Here is a 24,808-nt window from a genome sequence, read left to right on the forward strand (position 1 = left end):
ACTGCAACGCCGATCGCGCGACAATAACGCCTGACTCATGTATCTTGCCGTGCCGTCGCGGCTTCATCGCGCCCAGGAACCCCTTCATGTCCGCCTCTGCTACCCCACCCGCCTCCGTGACCCACTTCAGCGCATCCGAACTGGACATGCTGGCCAAGACCGCCGACGCGCTCAGCGCCTATCTGGGCAAGCCCGTGCTGGCTGAAGTGATCCTGGGCGACGAAGGCACCGAATGGGTCACCTACGGCGTGCCGCTGGACGAAAATGCAACGACCGAAGAAGACCAGACGCACGTCCAGCTCGGCGGCCCCGGCGCCCGCATCCTGGGCAACCGCGGCGGCCTGCCCCACGCCGACGACGACACCTACGATTGCCTCTACCTCTGGGCCGTCCAGATTTCCATGAATGAAGGCGAGCGCTTCATCAAGCTGGACCACGACGGCGAAGAATCCGCCTGGTCCGACAACCTGGAAGACGTCCTGCCCTTCGCCCTGACGGAAGAACCGCAACCGGAGCCGAGCGAGGAAGAAGAGGAAGACGACGATGAAGACGACGAAGACGACGACACGCCGTACGAACGCGTCGAAGAGCCGCGCCACTGATTGGCAGCAGCCCGGCGCAGCCGGGTGATGGGTTGCGCGCGATAGCCGCCAGCGCCCCGGCCACCACATCCACGCGCTCCACCCATCCTACGACGCAACGAACTTCCAGCACCAAATGCCAAAAAAGGCCGCCCGCGCGGCCGACTTTGGCGGCCCCGCAAGATCTTCCCGCCCTGCCCCTCTGACGCCTAAAGAACCGACGGATCACGCAGCGATCCGCCCCTCCTCCACGGCATGGCAAGCCACCACGGAAACCCCCGTCAGCCGAGCCACGGGCGCCTCCGCCCGGCACCGATCGTTCGCATGCGGACACCGCGGATGAAACGTGCACCCTGATGGCGGATTCAACGGATTCGGCACTTCCCCGGCCACCGCAGTGCGCGGCTTGCCCGCCCCGTTGATATCCGGAATCGCCTCCAGCAGCATCCGCGTATAGGGATGCCGCGGCCGCGCGAATAGCTCGTCGCGCGGCGCCACTTCCACCATGCGCCCCAGGTACATCACCCCCACCCGGTCCGCTACGTGATGCACCACCGCCAGGTTGTGCGAAATGAACAGGTACGTCAGCCCCAGCTTGCGCTGCAGGTCCTTCATCAGGTTCAGCACCTGCGCCTGCACTGACACGTCCAGCGCCGACGTCGGCTCGTCGCACACCAGGAATTCCGGATTCACCGCCAAGGCCCGCGCGATCGAAATGCGCTGGCGCTGCCCGCCGGAAAACTGGTGCGGATAACGCCCCTGATCCGCCGGATCCAGGCCCACCTGCTTCAACAATTCGCTGACCCGCGCCACGCGTTCGTCCGGCGTCATCTGGGTATGCGTCAGCATCGGCTCCGCAATGATGCGGCCCACGCGCCAGCGCGGATTCAAGCTGGCATAGGGATCCTGGAAAATCATCTGCAAACGCTTGCGCAAGGCGCGCCCGCCGGGTTCCGACATACGCGACAAGGGCTGCCCGTCAAAGCGGATATCGCCGCGCGTCAACCCATACAGGCCCACCAACATGCGGGCGACCGTGGATTTTCCACAGCCCGATTCGCCCACCAGCGCCAGCGTTTCACCGCGGGCGATCTCGAACGACACGCCGTCCACCGCCCGCAGCATCACCTTGGGCTTGCCGGCCAGCTTGCGTTCCAACCACGGCGGCGACACATCGAACCAGCGCGCCGCGTCCTTCACTTCCACCAAGGGCGCGCTCATGCTGCCTCCTCTGATCGTTTGCCATCGGACCACCCCGCCCCGTCGGGGGCGACAAACCCGCCAGGCGGGAGCGTCGTGGGGGCATTGCCGTTGTCATGCAGCCAACAGGCCGCGCGCGACGTGCCCGCAGGCAGCAACTCGGGGCGCTCCGTCGCGCAGCGCGGCAGGCGCTGCCCGCAACGCGGATTGAACGCGCAGCCCGGCGGAATTGCGTTCAGGCGCGGCATGCTGCCATCGATCTGCACCAGCCGGTCGCGATGGCCCTCCAGCGACGGGATCGATCCCATCAGCCCCGCCGTATATGGATGGCGCGGCTTGTGGATCACGTCCGCCACCGGGCCGATCTCGGCCACGCGGCCCGCGTACATCACCGCCACGCGGTCAGCGGTTTCCGCAATCACGCCCATGTCGTGCGTGATCAGCATCACCGCCGTGCCATGTTCGCGGCACAGGCGTTTGAGCAGTTCGATGATCTGCGCCTGGATGGACACGTCCAGCGCGGTGGTGGGCTCGTCGGCCACCACCAATTTGGGTTCGGCCGCCAAGGCCAGCGCGATCACCACCCGTTGACGCATGCCGCCCGAAAACTGGTGCGGATAGTGGTCGATGCGTTCACGCGCCGCCGGAATGCCGGTGGACGCCAGCAGTTCGACCGCGCGGTTGCGCGCCTGCGACCACGTCATGTCCAGGTGCGTGACGATGGTTTCCGCCAACTGCCGGCCCACCGTGTACAGCGGATTCAACGAGGTCAGCGGGTCCTGGAACACCGCGCCGATCTCGCGGCCGCGCACGCGGCGCATCTGCTCGTCGGGCAGGTTGTCGATGCGACGGCCCGCCAGCAGGATCTCGCCCGCGGCAATGCGCCCGGGCGGCTCCAGCAGGCCGATGATGGACGCGCCGGTCAGCGATTTGCCGGCACCCGATTCCCCCACCACGCCCAGGACTTCACCCGCCTGGATGGAAAAGGACACATCGTCCAGGGCGCGTAGCGTGCCGCGGCGCGTGGGAAATTCCACGCGCAGATTGCGGACTTCTAGAAGTGCGCTCATGGTTACCTCAATTCAGCCGTGGGTTGAGCGCATCGCGCAGCCAGTCACCCAGGAGGTTGACCGACAGCACCAGCAGCACCAGCGCCGCGCCCGGGAAAATGGTGATCCACCATTCGCCGGAAAACAGGAAGTCGTTGCCGATGCGGATCAGCGTGCCCAGCGACGGCGCCGTCGGCGGCACCCCTACCCCCAGGAACGACAGCGTCGCCTCGGTGATGATGGCGGTGGCCAGGTGCACCGTTGCCAACACCAGCACGGGCCCCAACACATTGGGCAGCACGTGGCGGAACATGATCACGGGGGATGCCACGCCGATCACGCGCGCGGCCTGCACGTATTCGCGGTTCTTCTCCACCAGCGTGGAGCCGCGGACCGTGCGCGCATACTGCGGCCAGCCGGCCAGCGCGATGGCGCCGATCAGCACCGGGAATGCGATCAGCTCATGCATCTCGCGCGGGACGGCGGCGCGCGCCACCCCGTCGATCAGCAACGCGATCAGGATCGCAGGGAACGACAGCTGCACGTCGGCGATTCGCATGATGAACGCATCGATGCGCCCGCCCGCGTATCCCGAGATCAGCCCCAGCACGATGCCGATCAGCATGGACAGCACCACCGACGCCAGCCCGATCAGGAGCGACACGCGGGTGCCGTACAGGATGGCCGAATACAGGTCCCGGCCCTGGCTGTCGGTGCCCAGCAGATAGGTCTGCTGGCCGTTGGCCTCCCAGGCGGGGGGCAGCAAGGCGTCCAGCAATTCCACCGTGGTCAGGTCAAAAGGGTTGTGCGGCGCGACCCAGCCGGCCCCGAAGGAGCCGATCAGCAGCAGCGCCAGCAGCACGGTCGCCACGATGGCCACGGGCGCCCGGCGCCAGGCCCAGGCAAGGTCGCTGTCCCACCAGCGTTTGAGTACGGCGCGCATCAGTGAGCTCCCCCGGCACGGGTCATGCCCGAACGCAAGCGCGGGTCCACGACGAAATACAGAAGATCGACGATCAGGTTGATCACCACGAACACCAGCGCGATCAGGCACAGGTACGCGGCCATGACCGGCACGTCGGCGAATTGGACCGCCTGGATGAACAAGAGGCCCATGCCCGGCCACTGGAACACGGTCTCGGTGACGATGGCGAAGGCGATGATGCCGCCCAGCTGCAGGCCGGTGATCGTGATGACCGGCACCATCGTGTTCTTCAACGCATGGCCGAAGTGGATGGCGCGACGCTTCAGGCCCCGGGCGCGCGCGAACTTGATGTAGTCCGAACGCAGCACTTCCAGCATTTCGGATCGCACCAGGCGCAGCACCAGCGTCATCTGGAAGAGCGACAAGGTGATGGATGGCAGGATCAGGTGCTTCCAGCCGGTGGCCGTGAACAGCCCCGACGTCCACCAGCCCACGCTGACGGTTTCGCCGCGCCCGTAACTGGGCAACCAGCCCAGCTGCACGGAGAACACCAGGATCAGCAGGATGCCGATCAGGAAGGTGGGCAACGACACGCCCAGCAGGGAACCCGCCAGCAGCATCTGGGACACCAGGCTATTGCGCTTGAGCGCCGTGTACACGCCCAGCGGCACGCCCACGACCAGCGCCAGCAAGGCCGCCACCATGGACAGTTCCAAGGTGGCCGGCAAGCGGGATTTGAGCAAGGTGGAAACGGGTTCGCTCTGGCGCAGGGAAATGCCGAAATTTCCCTGGGCGGCGTTGGCCACGAAATGGCCGAACTGAACGATGGCGGGCTCGTTTAACCCCAGGCGTTCACGCAACTCGATGCGCTCGGCATCGGTGGCGTCCTGCCCCAGCATGATGGTGACAGGGTCGCCGACGTATTGAAAAAGCACAAAGGCCAGTAGCGCGACGGTGAGCATCACCGCTACGGCCTGCAACAGGCGACGCAGTATGAAAGCAAACATAGATGGAAATACCCCCACGCCGCGCACGGTCAGCGTGCGTGCTGCCTCCCAAGGGGGCGTATTTTCCTTGGGACCGCTCGGCGGAAAAGAAGAAAACAAAACGGCGGGGGTCGGGTAGACCCCACGCCGTCCGGTTAATCAGGGTCAGTCAACCTTGACCCAATCCGCAACGAGGCGATTGTCGGCACGGTGGATGACCGTGACGTTCTTGCGCATCGCCCAGGGGATGACCTGGTCATGCAGCGGAATGTGGCCGAAGTCCTTGGCGTGCCCTTGCAGCACGGTGATGATGTCGGCGTCGCGCTTGGCGGGGTCGGTTTCGGTCTTGATGCGATCGATGATCACGTCAAGTTCCTTGTTGCTGTAGCCGCCCAGGTTGTACATGCCGTCAGCGCCTTCGCCCTTGGTGCGGATCAGGTTCTGCAGGGAGTACATGGCGTCGAACGTGGGCACGCCCCAGCCAAACAGGAAGGCGCTGGTGTCGAACGACTGCACCTTGGGGAAGTACGTGGAACGCGGCATGGCGTTCATCGTGGCCTTCACGCCGACCTTGGCCCACATGCCGACCACGGCCTGACAGATGGCTTCGTCGTTGATGTAGCGGTTGTTCGGGCAGTCCAGCGTGAAGTTCAAGGTGCCGTCGTAGCCGGCTTCCTTCAACAGCGCGCGGGACTTCTCGGGATCGTAGGGCACGCGCTTGTGCACGGATTCCGCCCAGCCATGCACCTGCGGCGCGATCATCGTGCCGGTGGGCGCGGACAGGCCGCGCATCACGGCGCGCTTGATGGCGTCCACGTCGATGGCGCGATATAGCGCTTCACGCACGCGGATGTCCTGGAACGGGTTCTTGCCCTTGATGTTCGAGTACTGCAGTTCCGGACGCTTCTGGTCCAGGCCCAGGTAGATGGTGCGGTATTCGTTGCCTTCCACGACCTTTTGCGCCTGGCGGATGCGCTCCAGATCCTGGGCCGCCGGGTCCAGCACGAAGTCGATTTCGCCGGACAGCAACGCGGCGGTGCGCGTGGCGTTCTGCTTGATCGGCGTGAACACCACTTCGGTCACGTTGCCGACCTTGCCGGCCTTGTTCCACCAGTCCTTGTTTTCTTCGAAGACCGTGCGCACGTCCACTTCGCGCGACTTCAGCTTGTAGGGGCCGGTGCCGTTGGTATTGCGCGCGCCGTAGGTCTCTTCCTTGTTGACGTAGTCCTGCGGCTTGGCGATGTTGTTCTTTTCGGACCAGGCCTTGTTCATGATGAACACGTTGGTCAGCTGGCGCAGCAGCACGGGGTTGGGCGCCGACGTTTCGATCTCGATCGTCAGGTCGTCGATCTTGCGCGCTTCCTTGATGCCGGTCGTGTAGGCCTTGTAGTTCGACGTCGGGGCCATGGCGCGATGAATCGAGAAGACCGCGTCGTCCGCCGTGAAGGCGGCGCCGTCATGGAACTTCACGCCCGGGCGCAGCTTGAAGCGGTACAGGGTGGGCGACAGCTGCTCCCACTCCGTCGCCAGGCGCGGCACCACCTTGAACGTCTTGTCGTAGTCCACCAGCGGTTCGTAGATGTAGCTGTTGGCGGCGATCGTCATGCCTTCGTTCTGGGAGTGCGGATCGAAGGTGAGGATGTCGCCCTGGGCGGCCCAGCGGAAGGACTTGGCCTGCCCGATCGAGGGCACAGCCACGGCGGCGGCGATCGCGATAGCAATCAAGGTGCGGCGCATAGGGGTTAACTCCTGACATTAGTCTGAATACCGGCGCGAGTGTGCCTACGCGCCAGAACCGCGTCAATTCAGGGTTTATGCGTACCGGAGACCCTTTTCACAGGGAGAGAACAATTGGGGACGCATATGCTTGTAACAAAATAATAGAAGCGAACAGCGTTCGAGTGCGCGCCTGCAACAGGCTTACTCGTCCGCGTCGATCGGCAGCTCCAGCGGCACGTGTTCCGTCATCAGCACGCCCAGCATCTCGATCAGCAACGCGGCGCGTTCTTCGCCGAAGGGCGCCAGCACCGCTTTCTGATGCTGAAGCGCCTGCTCGCAGAGGGACGCGATCAGATGGGTGCCCTTGTTCGTGATGCAGACCCGCGTCTGGCGCCGGTCGGCGCGGACACCGGTGCGCGCCACCAGCCCTTCGGCCTCCATGCGTTGCACCACCTTGCTGAGCGTCGGCTGCTTGGTGATAGCCAGCACCGCCAGCGTGCCGATGGTTTCGCCCGGGCTGCCTTCCAGACTGGCCAGCACGCGCCATTCGGTGACCGACAACCCGGCCGCCTTCACCTGCAAATGGAATTCGGCCGAAATGCGCTGGCTGGCCTGCGCCAGCAGATAGGCCAGGTAGCCGTCGACGAAACGCGGCCCCGCCGCGCCCCGACCTGTCAGAAGCGTGTCCCGCTGCTTGTCCAACCGCATGTTGCTTTGCTCCCACGCACCGGAATTCATGTTTGGCCGACGGCCGAAAAGCGCATTGCACCACGACGGCGCAAACACGCGCCATGATGAGCCGCAATGCTGTTGCGCAGCACAGGGTATACCCGGAATCGCAACCCGTTTTTGCACCATGCCGGCGCTGAAATACCGCCATCGGCCTAGAGAACAACCAGTATATACACCCTTGTTTTAGCGTGATATTTTTTGATTTCCATGAAATTTCATCTTTTTTGTTGACAGCTAAAACGTTGACTCCTAAAGTATTTTTCAGATGAAGTTTTCGTGGCATGACGATGCTGCACGGCAGCAAGGCTTGAGGACCGGCAACCCGGCCCGCGAAGGAGTTCGAGATGGCTGAAAGGTCTTTCAAGAAAGAAGTCCAGCAGTTGCGCATCGGCGAAGGCGAAGAGTTTCGCGGCGAGGGCATCCTTGCCGTGACGAAAGGCCTGCTGCAATCCGGCGTGGGTTATGTGGCGGGCTACCAGGGTTCGCCCATCTCGCACCTGATGGACGTACTGGCCGACGCCAACGACATCCTGCAAGAGCTGGGCGTGCATTTCGAGGCCAGCGCCTCGGAAGCCACCGCCGCCGCCACGCTTGCTGCCTCGGTCATGTACCCGATCCGCGGCGCCGTCACCTGGAAATCCACCGTAGGCACCAACGTCGCCTCCGACGCGCTGGCCAACCTGGCCTCTGGCGGAGTCACGGGCGGCGCGCTGGTCATCGTGGGCGAAGACTACGGCGAAGGCTCGTCCATCATGCAGGAACGCTCGCACGCGTTCGCCATGAAGTCGCAGATCTGGCTGCTGGATCCGCGCCCCAACCTCGAAAGCATGGTCAAGGCGGTGGAAGACGGCTTTGAACTGTCGGAAGCCAGCAAGACGCCCGTGATGCTGCAGCTGCGCATCCGCGGCTGCCACGTGCATGGCCGCTTCATCGCCAAGGAAAACAAGCGGCCCGCCTTTTCGCTGGCCGAAGCGCTGGAAAGCCCGGCGCGCGATACCAGCCGCATCGTGCTGCCGCCCGCCTCGTTCCTGCACGAGCAGGAAAAAATCAAAGAGCGCTGGCCCGCCGCCATCCGCTACATCAAGGAACACAAGCTCAACGAGCACTTCGACGGCGACCAGAAAGACATCGGCCTGATCCTGCAAGGCGGCCTGTACAACGGCGTCATCCGTTCGCTGCAATTGCTGGGCCTGGCCGACAACTTCGGCAATAGCCGCATTCCGCTGTACGTCATGAACGTGACCTATCCGGTCATCGAAGACGAGGTCATCGATTTCTGCCGCGACAAGCGCGCCGTGCTGCTGCTGGAAGAAGGCCAGCCCGACTACATCGAGCAGAATCTGCATGCCGTGCTGCGCAAAGCCGGCATCGACACCCACCTGTCCGGCAAGGACGTGCTGCCCATGGCGGGCGAGTACACGACGCAAGTCATGCGCGACGGCGTGCGCGAATTCCTGAAGCGCCACCGCCCGGAATCGTTGCAGACCCATCCGGCCGTGGCGGTTGATGCGCAAGCCGAGGCGCGCCAGCTGGAAATCACCGAAGTCTCGCGTCCCAAGCCGGCCAAGCCCGTCGCCGTGGAGCAGCCCATCACCTTCCACAAGCAGGTGGAAGGCCTGGCGTCCGTCGTGCCGCCACGGCCCGCCGGCTTCTGTACGGGCTGCCCCGAACGCCCCATCTTTTCCGCGCTGACGCTGGCGCAGGAAACGCTGGGGCAGCACCATATTTCCTGTGACATCGGTTGCCACCTGTTCTCCATCCTGCCGCCCTTCAACCTGGGCGCCACCACGATGGGCTACGGCCTGGGCGCGTCAAGCGCGGCGGCCTTCAACGTGCCGGCCGCCAAGCGCCCGATCTCCATCATGGGCGACGGCGGCTTCTGGCATAACGGCCTGTCCTCGGGCATCGGCAACGCGGTGTTCAACAAGTACGACGGCGTCATCGTCATCGTCGACAACTTCTACGCCTCGGCGACCGGCGGGCAGGACATCCTGTCGTCTCGCGCCGAGAACCCCGACCGTTCCACCAACAACCCCATCGACCATGCCGTGCGCGGCGTGGGCGTGAAATGGGTGCGCACGCTGGACCGCACGTATGACGTCGCACGCGTGCGCGCCACGATCGAAGAGGCGCTGACCACCGACATCAAGGGTCCCAAGGTCATCATCGCGCAGTCCGAATGCATGTTGAACAAGCAGCGCCGCATCAAGCCGCTGTTCAACAAGGCGGTCAAGGAAGGCAAGCGGGTGGTGAAGGAACGCTTTGGCGTGGACCCTGACGTCTGCACCGGCGACCACGCCTGCATCCGCCTGTCGGGCTGCCCGTCGCTGTCGGTGAAGGACAGCGGCGACCCCTTGAAGGAAGACCCGGTGGCGCACGTGGAAAGCAGCTGCGTCGGCTGCGGCAACTGCGGCGAAGTCGCCCATGCCGCGGTGCTGTGCCCGTCTTTCTACCGCGCCGACATCGTGCACAACCCGACGGGCGGCGACCGCTTCCTGGCCCGGGTGCGCGGTGCCGTCATCGGTTTCCTGCAACGCCGCCGCGCGGCGCGCCTGGCCCAATACGCCCTGTAAGGACGACAGCTTCATGAACCCGGTGGCACTGCAACAAGGCAACCCGATCAAGATCGCCATCCTGGCCATGGGCGGCCAGGGCGGCGGCGTATTGGCCGACTGGATCGTCGACATGGCCGAGCACGCCGGCTGGTGGGCGCAGACAACGTCCGTGCCGGGCGTGGCCCAGCGTACCGGCGCCACGATCTACTACCTGGAATTGCTGCCCGAAGCCGACGTGCAGCGCGCCGGCCGGCCGCCGGCCCTGGCGCTGATGCCCACCCCGGGCGACGTGGACCTGGTGGTGGCCGCTGAACTGATGGAAGGCGGCCGCGCCATCCAGCGCGGCTTGGTCACCCCGGAACGCACGGTGTTGCTTTCGTCGTCACACCGCAGCTACGCCGTCAGCGAAAAATCCGCGCCGGGCAACGGCATCGCCGATCCCAACAAGGTACTGGAGGCCGGCCGCGCCGCCGCCAAGCGCTTCCTGTGCTTCGACCTGCAAGACCTGGCGGACCGCGCCGGCAGCGTCATCAGCGCCAGCCTGTTCGGCGCGGTGGCCGGCAGCGGCGCCCTGCCCTTTTCCCGCGAAGACTTCGAAGCCACCGTGCGCCGCGCGGGGCTGGGCGTGGAAGCCAGCCTGCGCGCCTTCGCGCTGGGCTTCGACGCCGCTCACCAGGCCCCGGCCCAGCCGGCCGCCATCGACCTGACGCGCCCGGTGCCTGCCGTACCCGAGCGCGCCGCCAGCCCCAAGACCCAGGCCTTGCTGGACACCATCAAGCGCGACTTCCCCGCCTGTGCGCAGCCCATGCTGACGGCCGGGGTGCGCCGCCAGCTGGAATTCCAGGACGCCGCCTACGCCGCCGACTACCTGCGCCGCATGAAGACGCTGCGCGACCTGGACGCCCAACACGGCGGTGAGGCCCAACAGTGGGCGCTGACCTGTGCCGCGGCCCGCTACGTGGCCACGGCCATGGCCTACGACGACGTGATCCGCGTCGCCGACCTGAAGACGCGCGGCTCGCGCTTTGACCGCGTGCGCCAGGAAGTGGGCGCGCGCCCGGAACAGCTGGTCTTGACGACCGACTACATGCATCCGCGGCTGGAAGAGATCTGCGGGACCCTGCCCGTACGGATGGGGCGCTGGCTGGAAGGCTCCAAGGCCTTCGGCGGCTTTGTGGAACGCCGCCTGGGCAAGGGCCGCCTGATGCAAAGCAGCACGCTGGGCGGCTTCCTGATGCTGTATTCGCTGGCCGGCATGCGGCGCTTTCGCCGCAGCACGCTGCGCCACCAGATCGAATCCGCCGGCCTGGAACAGTGGCTGGACCTGATCGCGCGCCTGGCGCCGCAGGACTACGCCCTGGCCGTCGAAACCGTCAATTGCCGCCGCCTGGTCAAGGGCTATAGCGACACGCATGTGCGCGGCGGCGGCAAGTACCGCCAACTGATCGCCGCGGCGGCGCAACTGGTGGGCCGCCCCGATGCCGCCGACACCTTGCGCGCCCTGCGCGACACCGCGCTGGCCAACGAGAAGTGCGGCCCCATGGAACGCCAGCTGGCTGACAAGCTGGCCGCCTGACAAGAACACAGAAAGAGACAACCGCCGTGCAGACACTCAAACTGATCGTCCGGGAAGTCCGGCAAGAGTCGCCGCTGATCCGATCCTTCCGCCTGGCGCGCGAGGACGCCGGCCCGCTGCCCGCCTTCGGGCCGGGCGCGCACCTGAAGGTGACGGTGCCGGGCCTGCGCGACCCGCGCTGCTATTCGCTGGTGCAATTGGCGCCCCAGGCCGGGCAATTCGCCCAGCCTGTGGAATACCGGCTGGGTGTGCGGCTGGAAGAATCCAGCCAGGGCGGATCCCGCCACATGCATGGGCTTGCCGAAGGTGACGTACTGACGGTCGAAGGCCCGAAGAACGATTTTCCGCTGCATGAATCGCCTGCGGGCGACGAGCCCGTGGTGCTGATCGCGGGCGGCATCGGCATCACGCCGGTGGCATCCATGGCCGCCGCGCTGAAAGCCGCCGGCCGCGACTTTCATCTGCATTACTGCGGACGCAGCAAGGACCAATTGGCCTTCCTGCCCGAACTTGCCGCCTTGGCGGGCGACGCCCTGACCGTGCATGCCGACGACGACCCCTCATGCCGCTTCGACCTGCAAGCGTTGCTGGCCGCGGCCTCGCCGAAGCAGCACCTGTACGTCTGCGGCCCCAAAGGGCTGATCGACGCCGTCATCCACGAGGCCCGCGCGCGCCACTGGCCCGACGCCCACATCCATTTCGAACTGTTCGTCACGGCCGCCCCGCAGGCCGGCGACCAGCCATTCGAGGTTGAGCTGCGCCAATCGGGCCGCACGCTGACCATCCCCGCCGACAAGACCATCGTCGACGTCATGGAAGAAGAAGGCTGCGATCCGATGTTCGACTGCAAGCGCGGCGAGTGCGGCGTCTGCCAGGCCACGGTGCTGGAAGGCGAGCCCGACCACCGCGACTACTACCTCTCGGACACCGAGAAGGCCAGCGGCAAGATCATCCAGATCTGCATCTCGCGCGCGAAGTCGGCGCGTCTGGTGCTGGACCTCTAAGGCCGGACAAGGAAGCGACCATGGCCAAATACCGCGATAACCCCGACGCCATCCGCGCCCTGTTGCGCGATACCGAAGTCCACAAGGACCTGTTCATCGACCAGGAACTGTTCGACCTCGAGATGGAGCGGCTATACGCCAACACCTGGGTCTACGTCGGCCACGACAGCCAGGTGCCCAATCCGGGCGACTACATCACCACCACCGTGGGCAACCAGCCCGTGGTGATGGTTCGCCACAGCGACAAGAGCGTGCGCGTGCTGCACAACCGCTGCCCGCACAAGGGCACGATGGTGGCGGGCGATGCCTGCGGCAACACCGGCAAGTTCTTCCGCTGCCCGTATCACGCCTGGACCTTCAAGACGGACGGCAGCCTGCTGTCGATCCCGCTGAAGAAGGGCTACGAGAACACCGGGCTGGAGAACTGCGAAGCCAGCCAGGGCATGGCGGCCGTCAAGGACGTGAAGAACCATCGCGGCTTCGTCTTCTGCCGCCTGAATCCGGAAGGCCAGTCCTTCGAGGACTTCTTCGGCGAATCACTGTCCACGCTGGACAACATGGTCGACCGTTCGCCCGAAGGCCGGCTGGAAGTGGCAGGTGGCGTGCTGCGCTACATGCACCGCTGCAACTGGAAGATGCTGGTCGACAACCAGACCGACACCTGCCACCCCATGGTGGCGCACGAATCGTCGGCCGGCACGGCCGTGAAGGTCTGGGAACAGGCGCCGGAAGGCACGCCCAAACCGATGGCGGTGGAACTGTTCGCGCCCTTCATCTCGCCTTACGAGTTCTTCGAGAACATGGGCATCCGCGTGTGGGAAAACGGGCACGGCCACACGGGCGTGTCGGACTCCATCCACGCGTCCTACTCGGGCGTGCCCGGCTATTGGGACGCGATGGTCGCCGCCTATGGCGAGGAGCGCGCCAAGCAGATCCTGGGCGACGTGCGTCACAACACCGTGTACTTCCCCAACATCATGGTGAAGGGCCCCATCCAGACGCTGCGAGTATTCAAGCCCATCGCCGCGGACCGCACGCTGGTCGAATCGTGGACGTTCCGCCTGGTAGGCGCTCCCGACCTGCTGCTGGAACGCACGCTCATGTACAACCGGCTGATCAATGCGCCCACCTCGGTTGTTGGCCACGACGACCTGGAAATGTACGAACGCGCGCAAGACGGCCTGAATTCCCGCGCGCGCGACTGGGTGAACGTGGGCCGGCTGTACACGCCCGACGAAATCGACCAGAAGAACGTCACCACCAATGGCACCAATGAATGGCAGATGCGCAACCAGTACCGCGCATGGGGCCGCTACATGACCGGACCGGAGTCGGTATGAGCGCAAGCGACCGCGAGTTGATCGATTTTGTCTACGCCGAGGCGCGCCTGCTGGACGAGCTGCGCTTCGAGGACTGGCTGGACCTGTACACCGAAGACGGCTACTACTGGATGCCGCTGGCGCACGGTCAGACGGACCCAAAGCTGCACGCCTCGCTGATGTACGAAGACAAGCTGCTGCTGCGCGTGCGCGTGGAACGGCTGGCCGGCCAGCGCACGTTTTCGCAGCAGCCGAAAAGCCGTTGCCACCACCTGCTGCAGGCGCCCACGGTCGAACACGGCCATCCCGACTCGGCGCCCGCCGAAGGCCACCACGTCGTGCGCACCGCCTTCCACTACGTCGAAACCCGCCAGGACGCCCAGACGCTCTACGCCGGCTGGACCACGCACCATCTGGTGGAGCAGGACGGCGCCCTGCGTATCCGCCTGAAGCGCGTTGACCTCGTCAACTGCGACGCCGCGTTCGGCAACATCCAATTGTTCATGTAGGAGCGGCTTGTGAACACGACCGTCCACCAGGCTTTCCGCGACACCGCGTCGCGCCACGGCGCCCAGCCCTTCCTGTGCATCCTGCCGGAAACGGCAGCCGCCTATGGCATCGAAGTCGGCGAACTGGCCTACGCCCGAGCCGCAGACGCCATCGAGACGCTGCGCGCCGCTTATGCCCGCGCCGGCTATGGCCACGGCCACCGCGCCGGCCTGCTGCTGGAGAACCGCCCGTCGTTTTTCCTGCACTGGTTCGCGTTGAATGCGCTGGGCGTATCGGTCGTGCCGATCAACCCCGATCTGCGCGCGGCCGAACTGGAATACCTGACCGGCCACTCCGAGATCGCGCTGGCCGTCGCCTTGCCGGAACGGCACGCCGACCTGCTGGCGGCCGCCGCACGCGCCGGCCGCCCCTTGCGCGTGATGGGTCCGGACGACGCGCCGCCCGCCGCGCCCTTTGCCGCTCCGCTGGGCGACACTGCCCCGACCGAACTGAGCGAATGCGCGTTGCTGTACACGTCCGGCACCACCGGCCGCCCCAAGGGCTGCATCCTGCCGAACCGCTACTTCCTGCACGCGGGCGGCTGGTACGCCCGCATCGGCGGACTGGCCGCCTTGCGTCCCGGCCAGGAGCGCATGCTGACCCCGCTGCCGCTGGTCCACATGAACGCGATGGCCTATTCGGCCATGGCCATGATGCTGACGGGCGGCTGCCTGATCCCGCTGGACCGCTTCCATCCCAAGACCTGGTGGGGCAGCGTGCGGGATTCCGGCGCCACCGTGCTGCATTACCTGGGCGTCATGCCCGCCATCCTGATGAAGGCGCCGCCGTCCGACGGCGACCTGCAACCCGCCATCCGCTTCGGCTTCGGCGCAGGCGTGGACCGCAAGCTGCACGCCCCGTTTGAGGCCCGCTTCGGCTTTCCGCTGCTGGAAGCCTGGGCCATGACCGAAACCGGCGCCGGCGCCGTCATCATCGCCAACCAGGAGCCGCGCCACATCGGCACCAGCAGCTTCGGCCGCGAGGAAGACGACGTGCAAGTGCGCATCGTGACCGACGCCGGCCAGCCGGCCGCCACCGGCGAACACGGCGAATTGCTGGTGCGCCATGCGGGCGACGACCCGCGCTACGGTTTCTTCGCGGGCTACCTCAAGGACGAGGCCGCCACCGCCGAAGCCTGGCAGGACGGCTGGTTCCACACGGGCGACATCGTCCGCCGCGAGGACGACGGCGCGCTGCGTTTCGTCGATCGGAAGAAGAACGTGATCCGCCGCAGCGGCGAGAACATCTCGGCCGTGGAAGTCGAAAGCGTGCTGATGCAGCATCCGCTGGTCAAGGCCGTGGCGGTGGCCGCCGTGCCCGACGCCGTGCGTGGCGACGAAGTGCTGGCCTGCGTCGTGCCGGAATCGCTGCCCGCCGGCGATGCAGGCATCTCCGATGCCGCACGCAGCATCGTGCAGTGGTGCCTGGAACAACTGGCGTACTACAAGGCGCCCGGCTACGTTGCCTTCGTGGACAGCCTGCCGCTCACCACCACCAACAAGATCCAGCGCGGCGAGATGAAGGCGCTGGCGCCCACCTTGCCCGGCACGGCGCGCTGCGTCGACACGACCGGCATGAAGAAACGCCAGGAGGCGCCCCGATGAGCCGCCTGGGCTATGACGGCATTGTGGCGGCCCTGCCCGTCACGATCCCGTACGAGCGCTATTCCACGCACGCCGCCCACTGGTGGCTGGGGCGCGCACTGGGCGCGCTGATCCGGCAGTCCGGCGTGGCCAAGGCGGACGTAGACGGCCTGTGCGTGTCCAGTTTCACGCTGGCGCCCGATACCGCCGTGGGCCTGGTCCAGCATCTGGGCATGAGCCCACGCTGGCTGGACCACATCCCGATGGGCGGCGCCAGCGGCGTGGCGGCCCTGCGCCGCGCGGCCCGCGCCGTACAGGCCGGCGACGCGAACATCGTGGCCTGCATCGCGGGCGACACCAACCATGTGGATTCCTTCCGCAACACCGTCAGCCAGTTCTCGCGCTTTGCGCAGGACGCCGTGTATCCCTACGGCGCCGGCGGCCCCAACGCCAGCTTCGCGCTGCTGACCACGAACTACATGCGCACGACCGGCGCCACGCGCGAAGACTTCGGCAAGCTGTGCGTGGCGCAGCGCGACAACGCACTGCGCTATCCGCACGCGCTGATGAAAAAGCCGCTGACGCTGGCCCAATACCTGGACGCCCGCGTCATCACCGACCCGATCCATCTGTTCGATTGCGTGATGCCCTGCGCGGGCGCCGATGCCTTTCTTGTCATGCGCGAGGCCCAGGCGCGCACGCTGAACCTGCCGTACGCCCGCATCCTGTCCACCATCGAACGCCACAACGCCTGGATCGACGATCCCATCCAGACGCGCGGCGGCTGGACCATGGACATCGACGAGCTCTATAGCCAGGCCGGCGCCGCGCCCGCCGACATGGACTTCCTGCAAGCCTATGACGACTACCCGGTCATCAACCTGATGCAGATCGAAGACCTGGGCTTCTGCGCAAAAGGCGCCGCCCCCGCCTTCATCCGCGACAACACCTTCACCGTGGACGGCAGCTTCCCGTTCAACACCAACGGCGGCCAGCTGTCCGTGGGCCAGGCAGGCGCCGCGGGCGGCTATCTGGGCATGGTCGAGGCGCTGCGCCAGCTGACCGGCGCGGCCGGCGGCACGCAGGTGGCCGATGCCCGCATCGGCATGGTCAGCGGCTTCGGCATGATCAATTACGACCGCGGGCTGTGCACCGCCGCGGCCATTCTGGCCAGGAGCGACGCATGACCGAGCCGCTAGCCAAACCGCCCCGGAAGAACCCGGTTGCGCGTACCCGCCAGCCCACGCTGCCGCCCGGCTGGCGCAGCCGCGGCGCATTGGGGCTGACCGCGGCCGCCGCCGAGGGCCGTTTCGACCTGCAAACCTGCGCCGACTGCGGCGCGGTGCAATACCCGCCCCGCGAAGTCTGCGGCCACTGCCTGTCCGAGCACCTGCCCTGGCGCCCGGCCGACCCCAACGGCGTGCTGCTGGTCAGCACCACCTTGCACCACAGCAACGACCTCTATTTCCGCGAACGCCTGCCGTGGCGCGTGGGCACCGTGCGCATGGACGCCGGCCCCTCGGTCGTGGCCCACGTGCACCAGGACTGCGCCGACGGCGCCCGCGTGCGGCTGGCGCTGAAGCTGGATCGCAGCGGCCAGGCCGTGATGATCGCCCTGCCAGAAAGGAACACCCCGAACATGGAAGACGACAAGACCCTGCGCGAGACCTCGTGCGACCCGAAGTTCCGTCGGGCCCTGGTCACGGACGGCAAGTCCGCGGTGGGCCAGGCCGTGGCGCGCGCCCTGCTGGATGCGGGCTGCCCCACCGTGTTCCTGGGCGATCCGCAGGCCTGGAAGCGCGACGACGCCTTCGACGCCCTGGCCGCCGACCCGCGCGTGCAAACCGTCGTGATGGACGTTACCGACACGGATTCCGTCGAACGCGTGGCCGCCTCCATCGGCGGCAAGGTCGAGATCCTGGTGAACACGGCCGATCTGGAACGTGAAGGCGGCCTGCTGGGCCGCAAGGACGTGAACACCGCGCGCGACGCCATGGATGTGAACGTGCTGGGCCTGATGCGACTGGCGCAGTGCTTCGGCCCGGCCTTGTGCGGCCGCGCTGCCGACGGCGTAAACAGCGCCACCGCCTGGGTCAACGTGCTGTCCATCTACGCGCACATGAACCTGCCGGCACGCGGCATGTGGTCGGCATCCAAGGCTGCCGCACTGTCCTTGGCCCAATGCCTGCGCGCCGAGATGCGCGGCGCGGGCGTGCGTGTGGTGAACGTGTTCCCCGGTCCGGTGGACCACGAATGGGAGCAACGCACGCCCCCGCCGCGCGTGGCCCCCGCCGCGATCGCGGCCGCCATCGTGCGCGCGCTGAAGGACGGCGTCGAAGACGTCTACGTTGGCGACGTGGCGCAGGAATTCCGCGCCCGGCTGGCCGAAAACCCCAAGGGACTGGAACGGGAACTGGGCGCCTGACGGCCCCCCCGACAACGCACGAACCAAGAGGAGCAACAGCATGAGCCAGAACATTCTTGCCCAATTCATGTCGGAACTCGTGTCGGGCCGCATCGGCCTGGTGGACCTGACCGAGACCCTGACGCCGGAATTCCCCACCATCGTGCTGCCGCCGGAGTTCGGCCAGGCCTGGCCCTTCCGCATGGAAGAGATCTCGCGCTATGACGAGCGCGGCCCCGCCTGGTACTGGAACAACTTCTCGTGCTCGGAACACACAGGCACCCACTTCGATGCGCCGGCCCACTGGGTCACCGGCAAGGACCAGCCCGACAACACGGTGGACACGATCCCCATCGAGTCCTTCATCGCCAGCGCCTGCGTCATCGACTGTTCCGCCGAAGCGCGCGACAACCCCGACTTCCTGCTGACCATCGATTTCGTGAAGGCCTGGGAAGAAAAGCACGGCCGCATCCCGGCACGCTCGTGGGTGCTGATGCGCACCGACTGGTCCAAGCGCGCCAAGCCCGCCGAATACCTGAACATGCAGGCGGACGGTGCGCACTCGCCCGGCCCCGACGCGGACGTCGTGCCATGGCTGATCAAGGAACGCGACGTGCACGGCTTCGGCACCGAATCCGTGGGCACCGACGCCGGCCAGGCCCATCACCTGAATCCGCCCTACCCCTGCCACTACTACATGCACGGCAACAACCGCTACGGTCTGCAATGCCTGACGAACCTGGATCAGCTGCCGCCCACCGGCGCGGTGATCTTTTCGGCGCCGCTGAAGATCCGCAGCGGCTCGGGCAGCCCCCTGCGCGTGCTGGCGCTGGCGCCCAAGGCCTGACCGGCCGCGGCCACAACCAACAAAGGGAATCCATGACACAAGCGAATGTTGCCCTCGTCACCGGCGGCAGCGCCGGCATCGGGGCGGAAATCTGCCGCAGCATGCTGGACGCGGGCTATGAAGTGATTTCGATGGCGCGCCGCGCGGCCGACTTCAGCCATCCTCGCCTGCACAACATGCAGGTGGACCTGCTGGACGCCGCCGCCACCGCCCAGGCCGGGCAGGAAGCCGCCGCCAAGTTCCCCATCAGCCACGTTATCCACAACGCCGGCGTCATCTGGCCCAACCTGCTGCCGCAGGTCACGCAGGAAGAACTGCACGGCCTGACCCAGATCCACCTGGGCGCGGCGATTGCCCTGGTGCAGGCGGCATTGCCCGGCATGCAGGAACGCAAGTTCGGCCGCATCGTAATGATGTCCTCGCGCGGCGCGCTGGGCCTGCCCACGCGCACCGCCTATTCGGCCACCAAGGCCGGCATGGTCGGCATGGCGCGCACCTGGTCGCTGGAACTGGCGCCGTACGGCATCACGGTCAACGTCGTGGCGCCCGGCCCTATCCAGACGGACATGTTCTATGAAGTGATCGAACCCGGTAGCGAACGCGAAAAGCAGCTGGCCAACGGCATCCCGGTCAAGCGCCTGGGCCGTTCGGACGACGTCGCGCGCGCCGTGATGTTCTTCGCGGACCCCGCCAACAGCTTCGTCACCGGACAGACGCTGTTCGTCTGCGGCGGCGCCAGCGTCAGTTCCATCACCATCTGAGTCCGCATTCCAACCGCTCCTTCGGGTTTTGACGGATAGGTAAGCACGGGGACCGGGTCTACAGTGCTGAGCCTTGCCCCATAGAAAGTTTAAGCAACAAGTAATTCCCGCAGTTCCCCGTTTTCTCCGTTTTCAAGTCGCACGCCCATTGCTCCCTATCCGGAGGTTTTGCCATGCTGTCGAAGAAACTCCCCCTGGCCGCGGCCGCCGCCGTCGCCGCCCTGTTCGCCCTGCCCGCCCTCGCCCAAGTCAAGGTCGGCGTGGTCACGTCTTCCACCGGACCGACCGCGCTGGTCGGCATTCCGCAGAAGAACACCGTGCCGCTGCTGCCCAAGAAGATCGGCGACCTGACGGTGGAATACATCTCGCTGGACGACGCCAGCGATTCCACCAACTCGGTCACCGCCTTCAAGAAGCTGATCTCGGAGCAGAACGTGGACGCGCTGATCGGCCCGTCGGGTTCACCCAACGCGATGGGCGTGATCCAGTTCGCGGCCGAAGCAGGCGTGCCGATGCTGGCGCCGGTGGGCACGGCGGCCGTCGTGCTGCCCATGAACGACCAGAAGAAGTGGGTGTTCAAGACCACGCAGAACGACGACATCATCGCCCGCGCGCTGGTGGACCACATGGTCAAGACGGGCGTGAAGACGGTCGGCTTCATCGGCCTGAACGATCCCTACGGCGAGAACTGGTACAAGGTCTTCTCGGGCCTGGCCACCGAGAAGGGCATCAAGGTCACCGCCAATGAACGCTACCTGCGCTTCGACAGCTCGGTCACGGGCCAGGCGCTGAAGATCCTGGCCGCCAAGCCGGACGCCGTGCTGGTGGCCGCCCCCGGCGCCGCCAGCGTGCTGCCGCAGACGACCCTGTTCGATCAAGGCTACAAGGGCAAGTTCTACCAGACCCACGGCGCCGCGCTGCCCGACTTCCTGAAGCTGGGCGGCAAGAAGGTCGAAGGCACGGTGCTGGCCGCCAGCCTGATGCTGGTGCTGCCCGAAATGCCGGACAGCAACCCGTCCAAGAAGGTCGCCAGCGACTACATCGCGGCCTACGAAAAGCTCAACGGCTCCAAGCCCGCCACCTTCGGCGCCAACGTCTACGACGCCGGCCTGCTGCTGGAAAAGGCCGTGCCGCTGGCGGAAAAGGCCGGCAAGCCGGGCACCAAGGAATTCCGCAGCGCCCTGCGCGACGCGCTGGAACAGACCAAGGAGCTGGTGGGCACGCAAGGCGTCTACAACATGAGCGCGGCCGACCACAGCGGCTTCGACGACCGCGGTCGCGAACTCATCACCGTGAAGGACGGCAACTGGGCGCTCGTCAAGTAAGGCCTTAACCGCAACGCGGACGGCGCACACCGTCCGCGTTGCGCGGGCCGCCTTCGGGCCGCCCGGCATTTCCCGTCCCTGTCGGAATTTCGCATGAATGCTCAGATCGCCTTGATACTTGGGCAGGACGGCATCACCAACGGCGCGATCTACGCGTTGCTGGCGTTGTCGATCCTGCTGGTCTTTACCGTTACCCGCGTGCTGTTCATCCCCCAGGGCGAATTCGTCGCCTTCGGCGCGTTGACCATGGCGGCCATCCAGGCCGGCAAGCCCGTGCTGCTGGTCTGGCTGCTGCTGGCGTTCGCGCTGGCCGAAGCGGCTGCCGACCTGGTGGCGCGCGCCAAGCGTCCGGGCCGCGCCCGCGGCCTCTGGCGCATCGCGGCCAAGGCGATCTATCCGCTGGTGCTGGCGGCGCTGTTCTATCGGCTGCCGCTGGCGCAATTGCCCATGTCGGTGCAGGCGCTCTTGACCTTGCTGCTGGTGGTGCCGATGGGCCCGCAGCTGTACCGTCTGTTCTACCAGCCCATCGCGTCGGCCTCGACACTGGTGCTGCTGATCGTGTCCATCGCCGTCCATCTGGCGCTGGTCGGCCTGGGCCTTCTGGCTTTCGGCGCCGAAGGGGCGCGCACCGCGCCCTTCAGCGACGCCAGCCTGGCACTCGGCCCCATCAACATCAACAGCCAGGCCCTGTGGGTGGTGGCGGTGTCGGTGGTGCTCATCATCGTGCTGTACCAGTTCTTTGAACGCTCGATGTACGGCAAGGCGCTGCGCGCCGCCGCCTTCAACCGGCTGGGCGCACGGCTGATGGGCATTTCCCCCATCTTCGCCGGTCGCGCCACCTTCTTCCTGGCCGCGCTGATCGGCACGGTGTCGGGCATCCTCATCGCCCCCATCACCACCATGTACTTCGACTCCGGCTTCATGGTCAGCCTGAAGGGCTTCGTAGGCGCCATCATCGGCGGTCTGGTCAGCTATCCGCTGGCCGCGGCCGGCGCCATCCTGGTGGGCCTGATCGAAGCCTTCTCGTCATTCTGGGCCAGCGCCTACAAGGAAATCATCGTATTCACGCTGATCATCCCCGTGCTGCTCTGGCGCTCGCTGAAAAGCCATCACGTCGAGGAAGAAGACGAATGAACCCCCGCATCATCCTCTTCGTATTCCTGGCGCTGCTGGCGCTGGGGCCGCTGGCCTTGCCGCCGTTCTACGTGACCCTGCTGAACTACATCGGCCTGTATGCGCTGGTGGCGCTGGGCCTGGTGCTGCTGACCGGGGTGGGCGGACTCACCAGCTTCGGGCAGGCTGCCTTCGTGGGCGTGGGCGCCTACACCACGGCGCTACTCACCACCCGCGCCGACACCCTGCCGACGTGGCTGGCCTGGCTGGGCGCCTCCCCCTGGCTGACCTTGCTGGCCGGACTGGTGCTGACGCTTTTCATCGCCTGGCTGCTGGGCGCCATCACGCTCAAGCTGTCGGGCCACTTCCTGCCGCTGGGCACCATTGCCTGGGGCCTGTCGCTGTATTTCGCCTTCGGCTCCGTCGAAGGCCTGGGCGGCCACACCGGCATCCCGGACATCCCCGCCATCAACGTGTTCGGCTGGTCGCTGAACCAGGGCGGCAGCATCTATTACCTGATCTGGGCGTTCCTGCTGATTGCCGTATGGTCCACGCAGAACCTGCTGGATTCACGCGAGGGCCGCGCCATCCGCGCGCTCAAGGGCGGGCGCGTGATGGCGGAGTCGATGGGCGTGGACACGGCACGTTCGCGCATGGTGATCTTCATCATCGCCGCGCTGCAGGCCTGCGCCTCGGGCTGGCTGTACGCGCACATGCAGCGCTTCGTGAACCCCAACCCGTTCGGCCTGCAGATGGGCATCGAATACCTGTTCATGACCGTCATCGGCGGCGCGGGGCAGGTCTGGGGCGCGCTGGTTGGCGCAGGCGTGTTCACCGTGCTCAAGCAATGGCTGCAGGACTGGATGCCCAAGCTGCTTGGCCAGACCGGAAACTTCGAGGTCATCGTCTTCGGTTTTGGCATGGTGTTGCTGCTGCACCGTGCGCGCAGCGGCCTGTGGCCGGTGCTGACGCGCTGGATCCGCGTGAAGAAGCCCGTGCGCCGCGTGGACATGGATGCCGAACCCCTGCCCCGCAAGCCGATGCCGCCACGCGGCGAGGTCGTGCTCAAGGCCGTGGACGTGACGCGCAAGTTCGGCGGCCTGGTCGCCAACAACGCCATGAACCTGGAAATCCGGGCGGGCGAGATCCTGGCGCTGATCGGCCCCAATGGCGCCGGCAAGAGCACGATGTTCAACCAGATTTCGGGCGTGGACACGCCCACCTCGGGTCAAGTCACGCTGCTGGGCCAATCGGTGGCGGGCGTCGGCGCGCGCAAGATCGCGCGGCTGGGCCTGTCCCGCACCTTCCAGCACGTGCGCCTGCTCTCGCGCATGAGCGTGCTGGAAAACGTTGCCATCGGCGCCCACCTGCGCGGACATCGCGGCGTGCTGCCGGCCGCCTGGCGGCTGGACCGCCCCGAAGAATCCCGCCTGCTGGCCGAAGCGGCACGGCAGGTCGAACGGGTGGGGCTGGGCAAGCATTTGCATGACGAAGCCGGCTCGCTGGCGCTGGGGCAGCAACGCATCCTGGAGATCGCGCGCGCCCTGGCCTCCGACCCCTGCATCCTGCTGCTGGACGAGCCCGCGGCCGGCCTGCGCTATCAGGAAAAGTGCGAATTGGCCGAACTCTTGAAGAAGCTGCGTGCGGAAGGCATGGCCATCCTGCTGGTCGAGCACGACATGGACTTCGTGATGGGCCTGGTGGATCGCGTGGTGGTCATGGACTTCGGCGAGAAGATCGCCGAAGGGCTGCCCGCCGAGATCCAGCACAACCCCGCGGTGCTGGAAGCCTATCTGGGCGGAGTGGAATGATGACTGCGAAACTGCTGGAAGTGCGCGACCTGCGCGTCGCCTACGACAAGGTGGAAGCCGTGTCGGGCATCAGCCTGACGGTGGGCGAAGGCCAGATCGTGACCGTGATCGGCCCCAACGGCGCCGGCAAGACCACTCTCCTGTCCGCCATCATGGGCGTGCTGCCCTCGACCGGCCAGATCGTGTTCGGCGGCAAGGCCCAGGCGCACGCCGAGATCGAGGAAATGGTGGCGGCTGGCATGAACCTGGTGCCTGAAAAGCGCGAGCTCTTCGCCGAAATGACGGTGGAAGACAACCTGATGCTGGGCGCGTTCCACCGCTTCCGTTGCGGCCTGCGCGACCAGGACAAGACGCTGGCCGAGGTCTACGAGCTATTTCCCCGCCTGAAGGAGCGCCACGCCCAGTTGGCCGGCACGCTGTCCGGCGGCGAACGCCAGATGCTGGCCGTGGGCCGTGCGTTGATGGCCAAGCCACGGCTCTTGATGCTGGACGAACCCAGCCTGGGGCTGGCGCCGCGCATCGTGCGGGAAGTGTTCCGCATCGTCGCACGGCTGCGCGAGATGGGCGTGTCGATCCTGCTGATCGAACAGAACGCCCGCGCGGCCCTGCAAGTGGCCGACTACGCGTACGTGCTGGAGACCGGCACCGTCACGCTGGAAGGCCCGGCGGCGGAAGTCGCGGTGGATCCGCGTGTCGTCGAGGTGTATCTGGGGCTGGGGCACGGCGCGCCAGCGGCGGCGCCCGCCTGAGGCCCGCGCCTGCAGGGCAT

Annotated in this window: 21 protein-coding genes; 15 read left to right on the forward strand and 6 right to left on the reverse strand. The window is 66.4% G+C overall.

Features of this window, described 5'->3' with window-relative positions; translation table 11 throughout:
- Nucleotides 1-86 precede the first annotated feature (86 nt).
- A complete protein-coding gene (locus AC27VE_RS01250) occupies nt 87-602 on the forward strand; it encodes a hypothetical protein (RefSeq protein WP_488702853.1) in 516 nt (171 codons plus the stop codon).
- 204 nt (nt 603-806) lie between these two features.
- Here the strand turns inward: AC27VE_RS01250 and AC27VE_RS01255 are convergent, their stop codons facing one another.
- The 6 genes from AC27VE_RS01255 to AC27VE_RS01280 all read right to left on the reverse strand — a co-directional run bounded on the left by AC27VE_RS01255 (nt 807) and on the right by AC27VE_RS01280 (nt 7,168).
- Nucleotides 807-1,802: an ABC transporter ATP-binding protein gene (locus tag AC27VE_RS01255; protein ID WP_488702854.1), complete on the reverse strand. Its 996-nt coding sequence runs from the start codon at nt 1,800-1,802 to the stop codon at nt 807-809.
- A complete protein-coding gene (locus AC27VE_RS01260) occupies nt 1,799-2,851 on the reverse strand; it encodes an ABC transporter ATP-binding protein (RefSeq protein ID WP_006226429.1) in 1,053 nt (350 codons plus the stop codon). The genes AC27VE_RS01255 and AC27VE_RS01260 overlap by 4 nt, the downstream gene beginning before the upstream one ends.
- 7 nt (nt 2,852-2,858) lie before the next feature.
- Entirely contained in the window at nt 2,859-3,773 is a 915-nt protein-coding gene (locus AC27VE_RS01265; RefSeq protein WP_006226428.1) for an ABC transporter permease, read from the reverse strand.
- Nucleotides 3,773-4,762, reverse strand: coding sequence for an ABC transporter permease (locus AC27VE_RS01270; RefSeq protein ID WP_088587736.1), 990 nt, complete (start codon nt 4,760-4,762; stop codon nt 3,773-3,775). Before AC27VE_RS01270 ends, AC27VE_RS01265 begins: the two co-directional genes overlap by 1 nt.
- Before the next feature lie 144 nt (nt 4,763-4,906).
- Complete coding sequence (locus AC27VE_RS01275; RefSeq protein WP_006226426.1) at nt 4,907-6,478, reverse strand: ABC transporter substrate-binding protein; 1,572 nt, start codon at nt 6,476-6,478, stop codon at nt 4,907-4,909.
- Nucleotides 6,479-6,661: 183 nt separating this feature from the next.
- Nucleotides 6,662-7,168 carry a MarR family winged helix-turn-helix transcriptional regulator gene (locus AC27VE_RS01280; RefSeq protein WP_006226425.1) on the reverse strand — a complete coding sequence of 169 codons (507 nt, stop codon included), beginning with the start codon at nt 7,166-7,168 and terminating at the stop codon, nt 6,662-6,664.
- A 368-nt stretch (nt 7,169-7,536) separates the two neighbouring features.
- Between AC27VE_RS01280 and AC27VE_RS01285 the strand changes: the two genes are divergently transcribed.
- The 14 genes from AC27VE_RS01285 to AC27VE_RS01350 all read left to right on the forward strand — a co-directional run bounded on the left by AC27VE_RS01285 (nt 7,537) and on the right by AC27VE_RS01350 (nt 24,788).
- Complete coding sequence (locus AC27VE_RS01285) at nt 7,537-9,765, forward strand: ferredoxin family protein (RefSeq protein ID WP_006226424.1); 2,229 nt, start codon at nt 7,537-7,539, stop codon at nt 9,763-9,765.
- 13 nt (nt 9,766-9,778) lie between these two features.
- A complete protein-coding gene (locus tag AC27VE_RS01290) occupies nt 9,779-11,323 on the forward strand; it encodes an indolepyruvate oxidoreductase subunit beta family protein (RefSeq protein ID WP_006226423.1) in 1,545 nt (514 codons plus the stop codon).
- 26 nt (nt 11,324-11,349) lie between these two features.
- The gene (locus AC27VE_RS01295; RefSeq protein ID WP_006226422.1) at nt 11,350-12,327 is read left to right on the forward strand and encodes a PDR/VanB family oxidoreductase; all 978 of its coding nucleotides are present in this window, start codon (nt 11,350-11,352) and stop codon (nt 12,325-12,327) included.
- A gap of 20 nt (nt 12,328-12,347) precedes the next feature.
- Nucleotides 12,348-13,667, forward strand: coding sequence for an aromatic ring-hydroxylating dioxygenase subunit alpha (locus tag AC27VE_RS01300; protein ID WP_006226421.1), 1,320 nt, complete (start codon nt 12,348-12,350; stop codon nt 13,665-13,667).
- Nucleotides 13,664-14,155 carry an aromatic-ring-hydroxylating dioxygenase subunit beta gene (locus AC27VE_RS01305; protein ID WP_488702855.1) on the forward strand — a complete coding sequence of 164 codons (492 nt, stop codon included), beginning with the start codon at nt 13,664-13,666 and terminating at the stop codon, nt 14,153-14,155. Before AC27VE_RS01300 ends, AC27VE_RS01305 begins: the two co-directional genes overlap by 4 nt.
- A gap of 9 nt (nt 14,156-14,164) precedes the next feature.
- Entirely contained in the window at nt 14,165-15,799 is a 1,635-nt protein-coding gene (locus tag AC27VE_RS01310) for an AMP-binding protein (RefSeq protein WP_488702856.1), read from the forward strand.
- Nucleotides 15,796-16,965, forward strand: a complete 1,170-nt coding sequence (locus AC27VE_RS01315; protein WP_427955649.1) for a thiolase family protein — start codon at nt 15,796-15,798, stop codon at nt 16,963-16,965. Before AC27VE_RS01310 ends, AC27VE_RS01315 begins: the two co-directional genes overlap by 4 nt.
- Nucleotides 16,962-18,203: an SDR family NAD(P)-dependent oxidoreductase gene (locus AC27VE_RS01320; RefSeq protein ID WP_488702857.1), complete on the forward strand. Its 1,242-nt coding sequence runs from the start codon at nt 16,962-16,964 to the stop codon at nt 18,201-18,203. Before AC27VE_RS01315 ends, AC27VE_RS01320 begins: the two co-directional genes overlap by 4 nt.
- Before the next feature lie 40 nt (nt 18,204-18,243).
- Nucleotides 18,244-19,029 carry a cyclase family protein gene (locus tag AC27VE_RS01325; protein WP_006226416.1) on the forward strand — a complete coding sequence of 262 codons (786 nt, stop codon included), beginning with the start codon at nt 18,244-18,246 and terminating at the stop codon, nt 19,027-19,029.
- A 32-nt stretch (nt 19,030-19,061) separates the two neighbouring features.
- On the forward strand, nt 19,062-19,790 hold the full coding sequence (locus tag AC27VE_RS01330; protein WP_488702858.1) for an SDR family NAD(P)-dependent oxidoreductase: 729 nt from the start codon (nt 19,062-19,064) through the stop codon (nt 19,788-19,790).
- Between the two features lie 173 nt (nt 19,791-19,963).
- Nucleotides 19,964-21,115 carry an ABC transporter substrate-binding protein gene (locus AC27VE_RS01335; protein WP_006226414.1) on the forward strand — a complete coding sequence of 384 codons (1,152 nt, stop codon included), beginning with the start codon at nt 19,964-19,966 and terminating at the stop codon, nt 21,113-21,115.
- A 93-nt stretch (nt 21,116-21,208) separates the two neighbouring features.
- On the forward strand, nt 21,209-22,249 hold the full coding sequence (locus AC27VE_RS01340) for a branched-chain amino acid ABC transporter permease (RefSeq protein ID WP_488702859.1): 1,041 nt from the start codon (nt 21,209-21,211) through the stop codon (nt 22,247-22,249).
- The gene (locus AC27VE_RS01345) at nt 22,246-24,039 is read left to right on the forward strand and encodes a branched-chain amino acid ABC transporter ATP-binding protein/permease (protein ID WP_488702860.1); all 1,794 of its coding nucleotides are present in this window, start codon (nt 22,246-22,248) and stop codon (nt 24,037-24,039) included. The genes AC27VE_RS01340 and AC27VE_RS01345 overlap by 4 nt, the downstream gene beginning before the upstream one ends.
- Nucleotides 24,039-24,788: an ABC transporter ATP-binding protein gene (locus tag AC27VE_RS01350; protein WP_488702861.1), complete on the forward strand. Its 750-nt coding sequence runs from the start codon at nt 24,039-24,041 to the stop codon at nt 24,786-24,788. Before AC27VE_RS01345 ends, AC27VE_RS01350 begins: the two co-directional genes overlap by 1 nt.
- Nucleotides 24,789-24,808: the final 20 nt, after the last annotated feature.

The organism is Achromobacter sp. 18P8.1.1, assembly GCF_057799415.1.